At 67.4% G+C, this 15,671-nt stretch carries 16 protein-coding genes; 4 read left to right on the top strand and 12 right to left on the bottom strand.

Annotation, left to right across the window (positions count from 1 at the left end; all coding sequences use genetic code 11):
• Positions 1–10 precede the first annotated feature (10 nt).
• Positions 11–805, top strand: a complete 795-nt coding sequence (locus WBB07_RS13435; protein WP_526308407.1) for a purine-nucleoside phosphorylase — start codon at positions 11–13, stop codon at positions 803–805.
• On the opposite strand, the gene WBB07_RS13430 is transcribed toward WBB07_RS13435, so the two are convergent.
• A complete protein-coding gene (locus WBB07_RS13430; protein ID WP_526308405.1) occupies positions 751–1,896 on the bottom strand; it encodes an AbrB family protein in 1,146 nt (381 codons plus the stop codon). The two genes, WBB07_RS13435 and WBB07_RS13430, sit on opposite strands and share 55 nt — an antisense overlap.
• 125 nt (positions 1,897–2,021) lie before the next feature.
• Here WBB07_RS13430 and WBB07_RS13425 point away from each other — a divergent pair, with 125 nt between their 5' ends.
• Entirely contained in the window at positions 2,022–2,480 is a 459-nt protein-coding gene (locus WBB07_RS13425) for a MarR family winged helix-turn-helix transcriptional regulator (RefSeq protein ID WP_526308403.1), read from the top strand.
• Positions 2,363–3,976 carry a phospho-sugar mutase gene (locus WBB07_RS13420; RefSeq protein WP_526308401.1) on the top strand — a complete coding sequence of 538 codons (1,614 nt, stop codon included), beginning with the start codon at positions 2,363–2,365 and terminating at the stop codon, positions 3,974–3,976. Before WBB07_RS13425 ends, WBB07_RS13420 begins: the two co-directional genes overlap by 118 nt.
• On the opposite strand, the gene WBB07_RS13415 is transcribed toward WBB07_RS13420, so the two are convergent.
• A complete protein-coding gene (locus tag WBB07_RS13415; RefSeq protein ID WP_526308399.1) occupies positions 3,963–4,508 on the bottom strand; it encodes a YdcF family protein in 546 nt (181 codons plus the stop codon). The two genes, WBB07_RS13420 and WBB07_RS13415, sit on opposite strands and share 14 nt — an antisense overlap.
• A 5-nt stretch (positions 4,509–4,513) precedes the next feature.
• The gene (gene upp / locus WBB07_RS13410) at positions 4,514–5,137 is read right to left on the bottom strand and encodes a uracil phosphoribosyltransferase (protein ID WP_526308397.1); all 624 of its coding nucleotides are present in this window, start codon (positions 5,135–5,137) and stop codon (positions 4,514–4,516) included.
• Positions 5,138–5,269: 132 nt separating this feature from the next.
• Between upp and satS the strand changes: the two genes are divergently transcribed.
• Positions 5,270–6,568, top strand: a complete 1,299-nt coding sequence (satS, locus tag WBB07_RS13405; RefSeq protein WP_526308395.1) for a protein export chaperone SatS — start codon at positions 5,270–5,272, stop codon at positions 6,566–6,568.
• Between the two features lie 43 nt (positions 6,569–6,611).
• On the opposite strand, the gene WBB07_RS13400 is transcribed toward satS, so the two are convergent.
• The 9 genes from WBB07_RS13400 to WBB07_RS13360 form a co-directional block, all read right to left on the bottom strand.
• Positions 6,612–7,649 carry a threonine aldolase family protein gene (locus WBB07_RS13400; protein WP_526308393.1) on the bottom strand — a complete coding sequence of 346 codons (1,038 nt, stop codon included), beginning with the start codon at positions 7,647–7,649 and terminating at the stop codon, positions 6,612–6,614.
• Complete coding sequence (locus WBB07_RS13395; RefSeq protein ID WP_526308391.1) at positions 7,646–8,683, bottom strand: LLM class flavin-dependent oxidoreductase; 1,038 nt, start codon at positions 8,681–8,683, stop codon at positions 7,646–7,648. The genes WBB07_RS13400 and WBB07_RS13395 overlap by 4 nt, the downstream gene beginning before the upstream one ends.
• Positions 8,680–9,843, bottom strand: a complete 1,164-nt coding sequence (locus WBB07_RS13390) for a pyridoxal-phosphate dependent enzyme (RefSeq protein ID WP_526308389.1) — start codon at positions 9,841–9,843, stop codon at positions 8,680–8,682. The genes WBB07_RS13395 and WBB07_RS13390 overlap by 4 nt, the downstream gene beginning before the upstream one ends.
• 93 nt (positions 9,844–9,936) lie before the next feature.
• A complete protein-coding gene (locus tag WBB07_RS13385) occupies positions 9,937–11,106 on the bottom strand; it encodes a M24 family metallopeptidase (RefSeq protein WP_526308387.1) in 1,170 nt (389 codons plus the stop codon).
• The gene (locus WBB07_RS13380) at positions 11,103–12,140 is read right to left on the bottom strand and encodes an LLM class flavin-dependent oxidoreductase (RefSeq protein WP_526308385.1); all 1,038 of its coding nucleotides are present in this window, start codon (positions 12,138–12,140) and stop codon (positions 11,103–11,105) included. The genes WBB07_RS13385 and WBB07_RS13380 overlap by 4 nt, the downstream gene beginning before the upstream one ends.
• 5 nt (positions 12,141–12,145) lie before the next feature.
• On the bottom strand, positions 12,146–12,967 hold the full coding sequence (locus WBB07_RS13375) for an ABC transporter permease (protein ID WP_526308383.1): 822 nt from the start codon (positions 12,965–12,967) through the stop codon (positions 12,146–12,148).
• On the bottom strand, positions 12,964–13,776 hold the full coding sequence (locus tag WBB07_RS13370) for an ABC transporter ATP-binding protein (protein WP_526308381.1): 813 nt from the start codon (positions 13,774–13,776) through the stop codon (positions 12,964–12,966). The genes WBB07_RS13375 and WBB07_RS13370 overlap by 4 nt, the downstream gene beginning before the upstream one ends.
• Complete coding sequence (locus WBB07_RS13365) at positions 13,773–14,570, bottom strand: ABC transporter permease (RefSeq protein WP_526308379.1); 798 nt, start codon at positions 14,568–14,570, stop codon at positions 13,773–13,775. Before WBB07_RS13365 ends, WBB07_RS13370 begins: the two co-directional genes overlap by 4 nt.
• A 3-nt stretch (positions 14,571–14,573) precedes the next feature.
• A complete protein-coding gene (locus tag WBB07_RS13360; protein ID WP_526308377.1) occupies positions 14,574–15,626 on the bottom strand; it encodes an ABC transporter substrate-binding protein in 1,053 nt (350 codons plus the stop codon).
• Positions 15,627–15,671: the final 45 nt, after the last annotated feature.

Raw genomic sequence — 15,671 nt, 5'->3', positions numbered from 1 at the left:
CTCCTCGAATGTGAGTGATCCCCTGCACCGTGCCTCGGCGGCCGCCTCCGCCATTGCCGCACACACCGGCATCGACCGTCACGACGTCGCCGTCGTATTGGGGTCGGGGTGGGCACCGGCGGTGGCGGAGTTGGGCACACCGGCCGCGGTGCTGCCCATGGCCGAGCTGCCCGGGTTCAGCACACCGACGGCGGCCGGACACGGCGGGCAAGTGCTGTCGATTCCGCTGGGCCGGCATCGGGTGCTGGTGTTTGTCGGCCGGATCCACGCCTACGAGGGTCACGACCTCGCCGACGTCGTCCACCCCATCCGCACCGCCTGTGCCGCCGGAGCCGACACGGTGGTGCTGACCAACGCCGCGGGTGGGCTGCGCAGTGACTTCACCGTCGGCCAGCCGGTGCTGATCAGCGACCATCTGAATCTGACGGCCCGCTCACCGCTGGTGGGTGCCCAGTTCGTCGACCTCGTCGACGCGTACTCCCCGGCGCTGCGGGATCTGGCACGCGAGATCGATCCATCGCTGGCCGAAGGCGTCTACGCGGGCCTGCCGGGCCCGCATTACGAAACGCCGGCCGAGATCCGGATGCTGCGCGCCCTCGGCGCGGATCTGGTGGGGATGTCGACGGTGCACGAGACGATCGCCGCCCGTGCCGCGGGGGCCCAGGTCTTGGCGGTATCGCTGGTCACCAACCTGGCAGCCGGAATGACGGGCGAACCGTTGAACCACGAGGAGGTGCTCGAGGCAGGCCGTCAGTCGGCCACGGCGATGGGCTCTTTGCTGTCCGCGGTGATCTCGCGGCTCTGACCGCGTTTGCCGCGGCGCCGCGCCGCCACTTTGGTCACGGCGACCAGTCCGCGTGCCATCAGCGGCGCCGCAAACAGCATCACCAGGATGCGCAATACCTGCGCGGCCACGATGAAGGTGACGTCGGACCCGGTTTCGACCGCCGTCGCCAACACCGCGTAGACCCCGCCCGGGCTGGTGGCCAGATAACCTTCGAGCAGTGTCTTTCCGGACACGTGTGACAGCAGCACCCCGAGACCGGCGGTGGCCACCGTCAACGCGGTGATCAGCCCGATCGCCAGTGGCAGCGCGCGGCCGACGGCCCGCAGCGATTCCCGGGTGAAGGCGACGCCGGCCTGCCAACCGATCAGCACGTAGCCGACCTGCACCAGCGCCTGTGGCACCGACAATCCGAAGTCATTGCCGGTCACCTCGAGTGCCACCGTCACCGCCATCGGACCCAGCAGACCGGCACCGGGCAGCCGTACCACCTTGCCCAGCGTGACGCCGACGACGGCGATGGCCATGATCAGCCCGAGGCTGAGATACCAAGGGGCGGTGCCACTTTGTGCCGGCCCCTGGACCGGATGCGAGAAGTCCGGGTGAAAGACCAACGCCACCACGACGGGCATCGTGGCGGTCACCAATCCGACCCGCAGGTACTGCACCACCGCCACCACCCGGTCGTCACCACCGAGTTCGCGTGCGATCGCCACCAATCCGGACGCACCGCCGGCCACCAGCGACAGGGCCCCGGTCAGTGCGCTGACATCGCGCTGCAGCCCCATCAGGGCCCCGGCGATGACGCTGATCAGCAACGTTGCGACCACCACGGTCGCCACGATCGGCCAATGCGGCCCCAAGGCCGCCAGCGAATCCTCGTGGACCATGGTGCCGATGTAGACGCCGAGCACGGCCTGGGCGGCCAGCCCGGCACGTCGCGGCACTCGCGCGGGCGCCAGTGAACACAGCGCCAGCACGATGCCGACCACCAATGCGGCGAACAACGCGGCGGACGGCACCCCGAGCAGCGTCAGGCCCACGGTGGCGACGACGGTGACAACGGTCAGCAGCAGCCACCGCCACCAGCCGAACGTGACCGTCCTCCGCATTCCGTCAACCTCCCCGCCAGCACCAAGCAACCAGCGTCAAATAACAAGTATGCCCTTACATTTATCGTGAATCAAACCAGTACCCAGCTCTTACTTTCAGTAAATTACCAAGGTATAACTTGGTAATGACCTCAGATCCTGGTCCCGGCCGCCAATCCGCCAGCGAGCTCCGCGAATCGGTGATGGCCTTTGCTCGCCAACTCCGCCGGCACCGGTCCGACACCGGGCTGACCTTGAGCCAGTTGCAGCTGCTCGCCGAAGCCAGCCGGTCCGGGGTGACCACCCCGGCCGAGGTGGCCACCCGGATGCAAGTCCGGGTCCAATCGCTGACCGACAGCCTCAACGACCTGGAATCGCGCGCCCTGATCTCGCGGCGCCCCGACCCCGACGACCGCCGGCGCCAGCTCATCGAAGTCACCCCGGCCGGGCAACAGCTACTCGACGGTGACCGCGCGCAACGCGACGAGTGGCTACAAGCCACCATGCGCGACAACCTGTCCGACCTCGAGTTCAACCTGCTGATGATCGTTGCGCCGGTGCTGCGAAAACTGGCCGAGAGCGAAACGGCACAATCAGCGTCGTGATCACCTTCGGCACCGCGGGCCTGCGCGGCCCCATGCAAGACGGCCCCGACGGGATGAACATCGACACCGTCACCCGGGCCAGCTGGGCGGTGGCCGCCGTGCTGATCGATCGACAGTTGGCCGGCTCCCGCATTGTCGTGGGCCGCGACGCCCGCCACCAATCCGATGATTTTGCGCTGGCCACCGCGGAAACCTTTGCCGCAGCTGGATTTTCGGTAGTCTTACTGCCTGACCCGTTGCCCACCCCGGTACTGGCGTTTGCGGTGCGTCAGTTGCGCGCGGCCGCGGGCGTGCAGATCACCGCGTCGCACAATCCCGCGACCGACAATGGCTACAAGGTGTACTTCGACGGTGGCATCCAGATCATCTCGCCGACCGACGCATACATCGAGGCGGCAATGCGACGGGCCCCTGCGGTGATCCCGCGCCGGCCCGTCGAACCCACCGACACCGACCTCGTCGAGCGCTATCTGGACCGCGCGGCCGGGGTCCGGCGCGGCGACGGCCCGATCCGGGTGGCGCTGACCCCGATGCACGGCGTCGGTGGCGTGGTCGCCGTCGAAGCGCTGCGCCGCGCGAACATCACCGACGTCCACACCCCGCCGGCGCAGTTCTGGCCCGACCCCGACTTCCCCACCGTCGCATTCCCCAACCCGGAAGAGCCGGGCGCCGTCGACCTGCTCCTGGAGTTGGCAGCAGACGTCGACGCCGATGTGGCGATCGCACTGGATCCCGACGCCGACCGGTGTGCGGTCGGCATCCCCACCGAGTCCGGGTGGCGGATGCTCAGCGGCGACGAAACCGGTTGGCTACTGGGTGACTTCATCCTGTCGCAACAGTCGGCAGAGGGCGCGCTGGTGGCCAGCACGGTGGTGTCGTCCCGCATGCTGACCGCCATCGCCGCAGCGCACGGCGCCCGCCACGTCGAGACCCTGACCGGCTTCAAGTGGCTGGCGCGTGCCGACGCCGACCAGCCCGGTCACACCCTGGTCTATGCCTATGAGGAGGCCATCGGCCACTGCGTGGACCCGGCCGCGGTCCGCGACAAGGACGGCATCAGCGCCGCGGTGCTGGTCTGCGATCTGGTGGCCTCGCTGAAGTCGCAGGGCAGATCGGTCCCGGACGCCCTGGCAGCACTGGCGGCCCGCCACGGTGTGCACCTCAGCGCCGCGGTCACCGAGCGCGTCGACTCCGAGGAGTCGCAAACGGCGATCATGGGTCGACTGCGCACCCGGCCCCCACACCGGCTCGCCGGTGTGGACATCACCGTCACCGACCTGCTGGACCGGCCCGAACCGCAGCGCACCGACGCCCTGCTCTACACCGGCGAATCCGTGCGCGTGGCGATCCGGCCGTCGGGCACCGAACCGAAGATCAAGGGCTACATCGAGACGACACAACCGCCGGATGCCGACACCGCGGCGGCACACCTGCGAGCCCAGGCCCTCCTCGAGGCGGTCAGCGGCGAGCTGGCGGAGCTGCTCAGCAACCGATGACCGCCGCCTTGACGATCGCCGCGTACTGGTAGCCGTAGACCTCCGCCCACTCCGCCAGGTTGTAGTCATAGCTTCCAGGAACGGCCCGCATCGTCACTGTGCCGTCGAAACACTGATCGAAGATGTAGCGGGCCCGCACCAGGTGGTAGTTCCAGGACACCACGATCACGTGGTGCCAGCCCCGTTCCTGGGCCATCCGCTGGACGAACATCGCCTCGCCCCGGGTGGTCCACGGGTCCGGGATGAAACAGATCACCGTGATGGTGGCGGTGCCGGAGGCGCATTTCTGCCGGATCATCGGATCGAACTCACCGTAGGAGTTCGACAGCACCACGGTGTTGGCGTATCCCTGCCGTGCCAGGTCCAGCCCATAGTCGATCCGGCCGTCCCGATCGCCACCGAGGACCACGATCGCGTCGGCCGGGGTCAATTGCTCGCCCTGCGGACGGGTGAACAGCATGTAGCCGCCGACTCCCGCGGCGATCACGACGATCACCACCGCGCCGGCCAGCCAGGCCAGGATGCGCCGCACGCGGGTCAGCGGGGGCCGAACTGCCGGTCCCCGGCGTCACCGAGACCCGGGACGATGTAGGCGGCCTCGTCGAGACCGTCGTCGACCGACGCGGTGAACAATCGGGCCGCGGGCGCCGCGGCCTCCACCGCCGCAATGCCGGCCGGTGCCACGACGACGCAGATGATCGTGATGTCGACCGCGCCACGCGCCTGCAACAGGCCCAGGGTGTGTGACATCGAGCCGCCGGTGGCGAGCATCGGATCGAGCACGATCACCGGCTGAGCGCTCAGATCGTCGGGCAGCGACTCGAGATACGGCGTCGGCTGATGTGTCTGCTCGTCCCGGGCGACGCCGACAAAACCCACCTTGGCTTCCGGGATCAGGGCATGCGCCTGATCCACCATGCCCAGACCGGCGCGCAACACCGGGACCAGCAACGGCGGGGTGGCCAGCCGATACCCGGCGGTTTCGGTCAGCGGGGTGCGCACCACGATCTCGGCGCACGGCGCGTCCCTGGTGGCTTCGTAGACCAGCATCAACGTCAGGTCCCGCAGCGCCGAGCGAAAGCCCGCGTTGTCGGTGCGCTCGTCTCGCAGGGTGGTCAATCGGGCCGCGGCCAGCGGGTGATCGACTACGCGTACATCCATAGGCAAAGACACTAAGCGAACCCGTGCACCCTCCGCCGGGCATGCACGTCCCCGGCCGACACGCCGCGCTCTCGTCGCAGTTTGCACCCGCTCGTGGTGGGCCACAGTCGGCACGTCGTTATCCTGTGCCGCATGGCTGCTGAGCTTGTGCCGATCCGCCTCGTACTGACCGAGGGTGACTTCTACACCGTCTGGGCGCCCCGGTGGCGCGACGCCGGAGACGAATGGGAGGCCCTTCTCGGCAAGGACGAAGATCTGTACGGGTTCGCCAGCGCTGCCGACCTGGTGGCCTTCGTCCGCGGCGGTGACGACAACGATCTGTCCGATCACCCGGCGTGGGAGCAGCTGGTCGCCGCCTCCGCCCACAAGCTCGACCCGGTGCCAGACCGTCAGTTCGATCTGATCGCGGTCGAGGAGCTGCTGGCCGACAAACCCACCGAGGAATCGGTGACCACGCTGGCCCGCACGCTGGCCATCGTCTCGTCCATCGGGTCGGTCTGTGAGCTCCCGGCCGTCACCAAGTTCTTCAACGGCAACCCCACGCTGAGCAGCGTCAACGGTGGCGTGGACGAGTTCACCGGCAAGTCCGGCCTCAAGCGGTGGAACGCCATCGCCACGATCGTGGGACGCAACTGGGACGGCATCATCGCCGCGATCGACGACATCGTCACCACCCCGGATGTCGACGCGGCGCTGTCGGAGAAGGCGGCCGCAGAACTCGCCGAACCCGCCCCCGAGGATCCGGAAGACGAAGCGATCGCCGTCGACGACGACAGCGAAGGTGACGTTCTCGAGGATGAGCTGACCGACGGCGACGAGACCGGTGTCGATCCCGTGGACCGCGTATTGGCCGCCGAGTCCCGCGGTGGCGTGCTCGGCGATGACGACGACTTCTGGGGCAAGGTCGGCATCGACCCGGTGCAGATGATCACCAGCTCCGGCACGTTCTACACGCTGCGCTGCTACTTCGGTGAGCGTCCCCTGTTCCTGGGCCGCAACGGCCGGATCAGCGTGTTCCCCTCTGAGCGTGCGCTTGCCCGGTATCTGGCCGACGAGCACGACCACGATCTGTCGGACCTGAGCACCTACGACGACATCCGCACCGCCGCCACGGACGGGTCGCTGGACGTCAACGTCACCGACGAGAACGTCTACGTGCTGACCGGGCTGGCCGAGGAAATCGCCGAAGGCCCGGACGGCATCGACCTCGATCAGCTGGCGCTGGCGGTGGAACTGCTCCAGGATGTCGGCGACTACTCCGAGGAAGACACGGTGGACAAGACGTTGACCGCCGACTCGGAGCTCGGCAAGTTCATCGGCTACGTCGATGATCCCGACAACGCCGACCGGCCCGCCGCGCCTTACACCAAGGCCGTCGAGCAGTTCGAGCGCCTCGAGCGGTTCCTGGACTCACGCCTGCGCCGGGAGTGAGCTGGTAGTGCCCTGCTGCGCGACGGCAACGGCCGCGCGGTGGTCAGCGCGCCGCGCCCGCAAGGACCGAGCGAATGACCTCGGCAGCGCGGTCGATCGCGGCGTCGTCGATGTCGAGGTGAGTGACCGCGCGCAGCTGTCCGGGCTGCGGAAGCGCCGACAGCAGCACCCCGCCGGCGCGTAACCGGGCCATCAGCTCCTCGCGCGACAGCCCGGTCGCGGCGGCGTCGAGCAACACCACATTGGTCTCCACGGCCGACGGATCGACGGCAAACACCGTGTCGGACAGCAACTCCGCCAGCCTGCTGGCGCGACGATGGTCCTCGGCGAGCCGGCCCACATGATGTTCGAGCGCGTACTGCCCGGCCGCGGCCAGCATCCCGGACTGGCGCATCGCACCGCCAAGGCGCTGTTTGATCCGACGTGCCTCGATCTCTCGGTCGGCGGGCACCGCCAGCAACGCGCCCAGCGGGCAGCCCAGCCCCTTGGACAGGCAGAACGTCGTCGAGTCGAAGCCACCGGCCAGGCGGCCGGCGGCGACCCCGCAGGTAAGCGCGGCGTTCAACAGCCGGGCACCGTCCAGGTGGGTGCGGATTCCCAGCGAGTTCGCCTCGGCCACCACAGCATCCAACAGCGCCAGGGGCCACACCCGGCCTCCGGAGTTGCTGTGCGAGTTCTCCACCGACATCAGCGCGGTCCGTGGCTTCTCGACTCCTCCCGCCGAGGCCAGCGCGGCCAGCGTCGGCGCGTCGAAGCGGCCGTCCACGCTGCTGATCGGCTGCAACATCAGACCGGCCAGCGCGGCGGGACCTCCTGCTTCACTGTGCACCAGGTGGCTGCCGGCCGACAACACCAGCGCTTCACCCGGGCGGGACCACAGCTGCAGCGCAATCTGATTGGCCATCGTCGCGGAGGGAACGAACACCGCAGCTCCGGCACCCAACAACTCAGCCACTCGTTCCTCGAGCAGCCGGGTGGTCGGATCCTCCCCCTTCTGCTCGTCACCGACCACGGCGGCGGCGATGGCTCGGCGCATTCCGGGCGTCGGCGACGTGACGGTGTCGGTCCGTAGATCGATCACCCGGTCACCACGCGGGGGTCGGCGATACCGTGGCGACGTCGGTACGGGGCGATCACCTCGGTGGCGAACATCTCGATCTGCTCGAACCATTCCTCGACGGTGTCGACACAGAAGGTGGTGCAGGCCAGATGGTCGGCACCCATCTGGTGCAGCCGTTCGATGCGCTCCCCCACCTCGTCGAATCCTCCGATCAGGTTGTTGTGCAACGACTTCATCGGATCGCGTCCATCGCGGGCCAACGAGATTCGATGCGCCACCATGCCGCTGGACCGGTAGCGCTCTTCGGTGCCGGCGTGGTCGCTGCCGATCAGACAGGAGAACTGCGGCGCCACGATGAGCGACTGTGGATCACGGCCGACTTCCTCTGCCCGCGTTCGCAGATCGCGGATCCACTGCGCCATCTCGTCCAATGGCCGCCAGCCCGGGATCCACCCTGCCCCATACTGCACGGCCCGTTCGATGCTGCGGCGGTGGTGACCGCCGATCAGTACTCGCACCTGTCCGGCAACACCTTTCGGCTGGAGTTCGAGCTCCTCCACCTGGTAGTACCGACCGTGATGGGTGACCGACGTCTCGGTGAACATCCGCTGGAGCAGCGAGAGCCCCTCGTCGAGCATGTCGCCGCGGTGCGCACCGGCCAGGTCCGGCCGTGCTGCCCGGTATTCCTCGGGGTAGGCCCCGATGCCGACGCCCAGGAGCAGCCTGCCGCCGCTGAGCTGATCGATGGTCGCCGCTTGCCGTGCCAAGGTGACAAGATCCCGCATCGGCAAGACGATGACAGCGGTGCCGATCTCCACCCGTTCGGTGACCGCGGCCACCGCGGTCAGCACCGTCAGCACTTCCCACAGATTTGGTGTGGCCGAATACTTCTGTCGTACATAGTCTTGCGGCGCGTAGTGGTCGTTGCCCCACACCGAGTCGTAGCCGAGGGCCTCGGCGCGACGCGCCGCTTCACAGAACTGGTCCGGGGTGAAGAAGGGGATGGGATTGACCAGCCCCTCCATACCGGTGGGCAAACCGACGCCGAATTTCATTGCTGGGTATCCCTTTCTGATTCGAGCATCGCGGCCAACCGGGCGACATCGGTGACAACATCTGCGGTGACGGGTTCGGTGAGGCGCCGCCCCAGGGACTTCACCCCCGAGGACGACGCGATCAGCACCACCTCGGTGTCAGCACCGAGGAGCCCGTCGCGGCGGTGCGCGATCAGTGCCGCCAGACCTGCTGCGGAGGCCGCCTCCAGCAGCACCCCTTCGGTGCGCACCGCGAGTTGCAGTGCTGCCTCGAGCTCATCTTCGCTGACGGTATGCATGGCACCAGCGCTGCTGCGCACCGCCTGCAGCGCCTGAAAGGTGCTCTGCCGGGACGAGATCGACGAGGCCGCCGTGGGGTGGTCCAGCGTGCTGACCGGGACGTCATCGCGGCCATGGGCAAGCGCGGCGGATACGGTGCCATAGATCTCACCTCCGCTGTGCGCAGGTACCCGTTCGGCGAGACCGATGTCGCAGAGCTCCCCGAACGCACGCCGGCTGGCAGCCAGCGCATCGCCGTAACACACCGGGAAGTACACGGCCTCGGGAACCCGACGGCCCAGCTGCTCGAAGATCTCGAACGCGATGGCCTTGTAGCCGTCGATCGCATATGGGTTGTTCCCCACCGGCGGGTCGGCATAGTTCGACATCGGGTACCACCCGTACCGGTCCACGGCCTCGCCCACCAAACGCCAACGGTCGGCCTTGGTCTCGGCCACCGCAACGTGTGCACCGTAGGCCGCCACGAAGGCGGCCATCAGCGGATCGACACCCCGGGCGAACACCACCACCGGGGTCAACCCGGCACGGCGGGCATGCGCGGCGGTGGCTGCGGCAGCGTTGCCGGTGGATGCGGTGACCAGCACCTCCGCCCCCGAGGCCCGGGCATGCGCGGCGGCGACTGCAGCCGCGCGATCCTTGAACGACCAACTCAGTCCTCGGGATTCGTCCTTGATCCACAGCCTGCGCATACCGATGGCCGAGGCCAGTCGCGGCGCCGGCAACAACGGTGCAGGCCCGCTGACGGCCGCGCCCACAGCTGAGAGCTCGACAGGCAGCAGCGCGCGATACCGCAGCAGGCCCGGTAGATCATCGGCCAGATCGGCGAGAAACGCCGGCCCCGCCGACTCCAGGTCGTAGTCGGTACGCAGATTTGCCGACACCCCCTCGGCCCGGCACCGCACACATCCTCGGGCACGCGGAGCCGGATCACCGGGACGGCCGCAGCGAATACATACCAATCCCCGTAAAAACATCTACAGGATCTCCAGACTTCGGGGCAGCCGGCTCAACGGCGTCCATCCCGAATCCGTCACCACCACCATGTCCTCGATCTGGACACCGCCGAAACCGAATTCGTAGTAGGGAGTTTCGACACACAGCACCATGCCCGCTTCGATCACGTGCGGATCGAAGGGGCTCAGCAGCGGAGCGTCATAGGAGCCCACCAGCCCGATCCCGTGACCGACATGCGTCCTGTTGTAGTGAGGTATGCCCGCCCGCCGGGTCTCGGCCACCGCCGCGGCGAACAGCTCCGCGGTGCGGACCCCTGGTTCCAGCATCGCCAGCGCAGCGCTCTGGCCGGCGATGACGGCCTCGGCATACCTCCGGGTCTTGGCGTCGGGCTCGCCGAGGCTGAAACACCGGGACAGGTCGGACTGGTATCCGCGGTACACCGCGCCGATGTCGAACCGCAGCAGATCACCCGGGGACAGCACGGTCTGCGCGACATTGGCGTTGCCGAACACCGAGTCGCGCCCGATGGACACCGAGTCCACCCGCAGGAATCCACCACCGCGGGCCACGGCGACCCGGAACTCGGTGGCCAGTTCCGCCTGGGTGACACCGGCGGCGGCGATCGCCGTCGTCGCGGTGATCGCCGATTCGGCGATGCGGGCCGCCTCGCCCAGCCGTTCGATTTCGAGTGCGGTCTTGTGGGTTCGCAGCCTGGGCACCACATCGGATGCGTCGACAACCTCCGCCCCGAGAGCGGCCGTCAACGCCGGTTCGGTCACCGGGGTGACATCGAAACCGATGCGCGCACTGCTCATCCCGAGCGACGTCACGATCATCGCGACCATTCCGGCACGATCGAGGTCGGGGCGGCGTCCGTCGTGGGCGTCGGCGACCAGCGCCTCACGATCGAGCAGTTCTCGATCGGCAGGGCATTCCCGGACGAACTCCCCCCAGGAATGCACGTCGATCCCCGGGACCAGATCCTCGACCAGGTAGTCGAGTTCGACGGCGGGAACCGCCAGATGCGGGTGTGCCGGGTCGTTGCGACACACGATCGCGACGCTGCGACCGGGCTTGGTGAACCTGGTGAGGTAGCGCACGCCCGGTGATCTGGTGACCACCAGGACGTCGACGCCCGCGTCGGCCATCGTCGCCGCAAGGCGCCGGGGGTCGTAGAGCAACTCGTTCATGCGGTGGCCTCGACGGCGAGCCGAGCCCGCAGCTGTGGAAGTATCCCGGCCAGCAGTTCGAGCGCCGCGGCCAACGATTGCCCGGGTGCACACAGCAGCCAGAAACCCACGTCGGTGACACCCGTCTCCGCCACCACCGTCGCCACCCGGTCGACGATCTGCTCCGGTGTGCCTGCCCAGCAGAACATGTCGATCAGCTCATCCGGTACCAGACTCGCCACCTCTTCCAGGGCGTCGTAGTCGCGGGTTGCGATGATCTGTTCCAGCTCGTCCGGGACCGTCAGACCGGCGTCGGTGACAAAACCCCGGTCCGGATAGCTCATCCAGAGAATCTTGGCGACCATCAGCCGGCATCCATCGCGGGCGAGCCCGGGGTCGGCGTGCACGCAGGTGTCGACACGGGCCATCGTCGCGACGTCGCCGGGAGCACGACCTGCGGCAACCGCGCCACGGGTGACCCGCTCCAGTGACCGCAGCAACCCCGGCGACGATGCCTGACTGGCGATGATGACACCGTCGGCGATTCCGCCGGCCATCTCCAAGGTGCGGGGCCCACGACTGGCAACCCACATCGGAACGTCGCCGGCCGGCCGGACCCGCAGGTGCGCGCCGTCCAAGGTGTACATCGGCGTCGTCCGGGTGACGGTCTGTCCGGCCAGCAATTCGGCGATGGACAGGTAGGTGGTGCGCACCACCTCCGGTACCGCGCGCCGGGACATACCCATCATCGGCAGCCCCGAGCCCCCCGCCCCGACCGCCACCGTCACCCGGCCACCGGAGAGTTCATCAACCGTGGCCAGGGACTGAGCCGTCAGCGCCGGGTGGACGGTGAAACCATCGACCACCGCCCCGCCCAACATGATTCGCTCGGTAGCGGTCGCCGATACCGTCATCCGCACGAACATGTCCCGGAAGAACCGTTCGTTGGAGTGCCACAGCGTGTCGAACCCGGCAGACTCGACGGTGGCCGCCAACTCCGCCCAGTCCCGCATGGCAACGGTTGCCCCGGAATGGGACGGAAGTCCTAGATGCATATATGTCATTGCGGAGCAGCTACTTTCGGGCGCCAGCGGAACACCCGCCGGGAGATGGTACGGAACACGAAGAGCTCCACCAACACCATGACGATGGTGAAGCCGAGAGTCCACGCGATGACCGCGCCGGGGCGGTTGAACGAGAAGAAGTACTCGATCCGCTCACCGATGCCGCTGCCCGCCGACAGCGCTTCGACGAGCACCACCAGCTTCCAGCCCATCGCGAAGCCGAACCGTGCCGCCGACATCAGTGCCGGCGCCAGTTGCGGCAGGATGACATGCCGGAACCTGGCGACGGGGCGGAACTGGTAGACCGCCGACATCTGGAAGAGCCGGGGGTCCAGCGCTTTCGAGCCGTCGTAGATGAAGGTCACCATGAACGGGGTGACGGCCAGTGTCAGCGCCACCAGTGTCGCCAGCTCACCGAGTCCCAGCCACAGGGTGGAGAACAAGATGGTGACCGGGCCGGGCAGGGCCAGCCCGATGAACACCACCGGATGCGCCAGCGCCTCCACATACCGATTGCGCGCCATCAGGACACCGATGGTGAGCGCGATCGCAAAACCCGTGGTCCACGCGATGACGATGCGCCGCAGGGTGATCAGCATCGCCTCGTAGAACTCCAGCGAACTCACCGCCGCCTGGAAGTCGGCGGCGACCCGGCCCGGTCCAGGCAGGTAGGGCAGCAGGGTCCCCGCGGCCATCCACCAGACCAGCAGGCCGGCACCGATCGCCACCACTTCGGGGGGAAGCCGTCGCCGGGTTTTACGCGTCGGTGCGGGCGCCCGGTCGACTTCACCGACGGCGCCGCGCACAGTGTCGGTCACCGTCCACCGCCGGCAGATTCCTCGTAGCCCCAGTACTGCAACACCGAGTCGATCACGCGGGTCTCGACTTCGGCGATCTCCGGGGATTCATAGCGACGCGGGCGCGGTATGTCGATGGTGATCCGCTCGAGGACCCGCCCCGGGCCCGGGGCCATGACGTAGACATGATCAGCCAGGAACACCGCCTCCCGGATCGAGTGGGTGATGAAGATGAAGGTCTGACCGGTGGCCTGCCACAAGTCGATCAGCTTGCCGCGCAGCGAGCGCCCGGTGACCTCGTCCAGCGTCGAGAACGGTTCGTCCATCAGCACGGACGCGGGTTCGATGGCCAGCGCCCGGGCGATCGCCACGCGCTGGCGTTGGCCGCCGGACAGGTTGGCCGGCCAGCTGTCGGCGAACCGGGAGATCTCACACAGATCCAGGTACCGGTCGGTGCGGGATCGCCATGACTCGCGCGGGACATCAGCGGCATCCAGGGCGAGTTCGATGTTCTTGCGGACCGTGCGCCACGGCAACAGCCGGGCATCTTGGAACAAGTAGCCCAGTCGGGGCCGCGGGGTGGCCTGCACCACCCCGTCCACGACGATCGGGGCACCGTCCATCGCCACCGTGCCCGCCGTCGGATCGGCGAGGCCGGACAAGATGTTCAGCAGAGTCGACTTGCCGCAGCCGCTCGGCCCTACGATGCAGGCGAATTCGCCGCTGGCAACCTGCAAGCTGACGTCTTTCAAGGCGTAGCCGGCGCTACCGGGATAGGCATAGGACAGTCCCTCGATGGTGAGGAAGTCCGATCGGGTCTCGGTGATCATGCGAGTGCTTTCTTCCTGTTTTTCTTGACCGGGGCCCGCCAGCGGAAGACCCGCCGTTCGAACGGACGCAGGATCAAATATTCGACGGCCGTGATCATCACGACAAAGAACAATGTCCACACCACCAGCCGCTCGAGTTCGAAAAAGCCGTAGGCGCGCTTGTATTCGGCACCGATCCCGATCTGCTGGGAGAACAACTCGGCGATCACCACCACTTTCCACCCGAGGGCGTGGACGTTGCGGAAGGCACTGAACAGGTAGGGCGCCATCTCCGGCAGCGCCAGATGCCGGATGCGGTTGAGTCCGCTGAACCCGTAGATGCGGCTCATCTCGGTCAGTTTGGGGTCCAGCGCCTTGACGCCCTCGTCCAGGCTGACAACAACAAAGGGGAACACCACGATTGCCACCGACATGCAGACACCGAACTCCGACAGGCCGAACACCATCAAGCACAGCAACGACACCACCATGCTCGGCGCGGTGATCGTGACGTAGACCGCGGGGCCGAAGAATCGGTTCCACCACGGGTTTATCTGCATCAGTAATGCCACCACCACGGCCGCCGCGTAACCCATCAGCAGGCCCACGATGAGTCTGCGCACGGTGGCACCGAGGTCTTCGTAGGTGGCCGGGTCTGCCAGCAGCTCCACCGCCTCAGCCAGAGTCGATGCCGGCGACGGCAGGAAATCCGTGGCGTCCCACAACAATTGCCACATCAGGATGAGCACCGCACCGGCGCCCAGGAGCAACGTGGCCCGGGGCGCCGGCCGCAGGGGCCGTTGGGCTACCTGCACGCCCTACTCCGCCGACGATTCCGGCAGCCGGGTCACCGCTCCGGCAGGAGCTTCGTCGATGCCCAGCCCGGACTCGGCGGCGTACTGGATGAACGCCTCGGCTGCGGCGACGTCGTCGGCGGTCCAGCGTTTGGTGAAGTACTCGCTGGTCTCGATGAGCTCTTGGAAACCGGTTGCGACATCGTCGGATTCAATGCCGATCAAGTCGCCGAGCTCACCGGTGGTGACCCGGGACGGATCGGCGACGATCCAGTCGTAGGCATCGTTCCAGGCGTTCTGTACGCCCTGGGCCAGTTCGGGGTTCTCTTGGATCCAGCTGTCCCGGGTCATCGCGGTGATGTTCCAGGCTCGTCCGCCCGCCGCTTCTTCCCACTGCTGCCAACCCGGACCCCAGACGGTGCGCATGCCGTATTCCTTGGCCGCGACGATGGTGTTGGGCTCGGCGGTGAACACGGCTTCGACCTCACCGCGGTCCAGCAGGCGCAGCAGTGCCGCCTCCTGGGCGAGCTGCAGGTTGTACTGCTGCTCGATGTCGAGGTTCGAGAACTCGTTGAGCATCACCAGTGCCGCGGTCATCCCGCCCGAATCCAGGCCGTCGTGGCCCACTTTCATGCCGATCAGGTCCTGCTCGTTCTGGTACGGCGAATCTCCCCTGACCACCAGCGCAACGTCCTGAACCGCCATCGGGAAATAGGTGGTCACATCGTTGCCCTGGCTGCGCAGCAGCGCGGCGGTGACCGGATCACCGTCGAAGGAGACGTCGGACTCACCCTGGAGGAAGAACTGGGTGGACGCGTCACCGGAGATCTCGAAGTTCTCGGCGGTGAAACCGTTGGCGGTGTCGAAGCCCTGCTCCTTGATGATCTTGAGGGCCATCGAGCTCAGACCTCCCTCCATTCCCTGCAGCCGCACCACCGGGAGGGCTTCCGCTGTTGTGGAGCTCTCCGACGACGTGGACGATGCCGAACATCCGGACAGCACCAGCCCGGCGGCGATGCCGGTGGTGAGGAGGGCCATCGGAAGCCGACGGAGGTGGGGACGGAATGTTGATGCCATGCGGAGCCTCCAGGGGAAGAAGAAGTGGGTGAATCAGACCGAGCC

Origin of the sequence: Mycobacterium sp., from assembly GCF_049647605.1 — a bacterium.
Lineage (GTDB): Bacteria > Actinomycetota > Actinomycetes > Mycobacteriales > Mycobacteriaceae > Mycobacterium.
The sequence above is the reverse complement of the archived record's forward strand: the minus strand, read 5'-3'. Positions and strand labels throughout refer to the sequence as shown.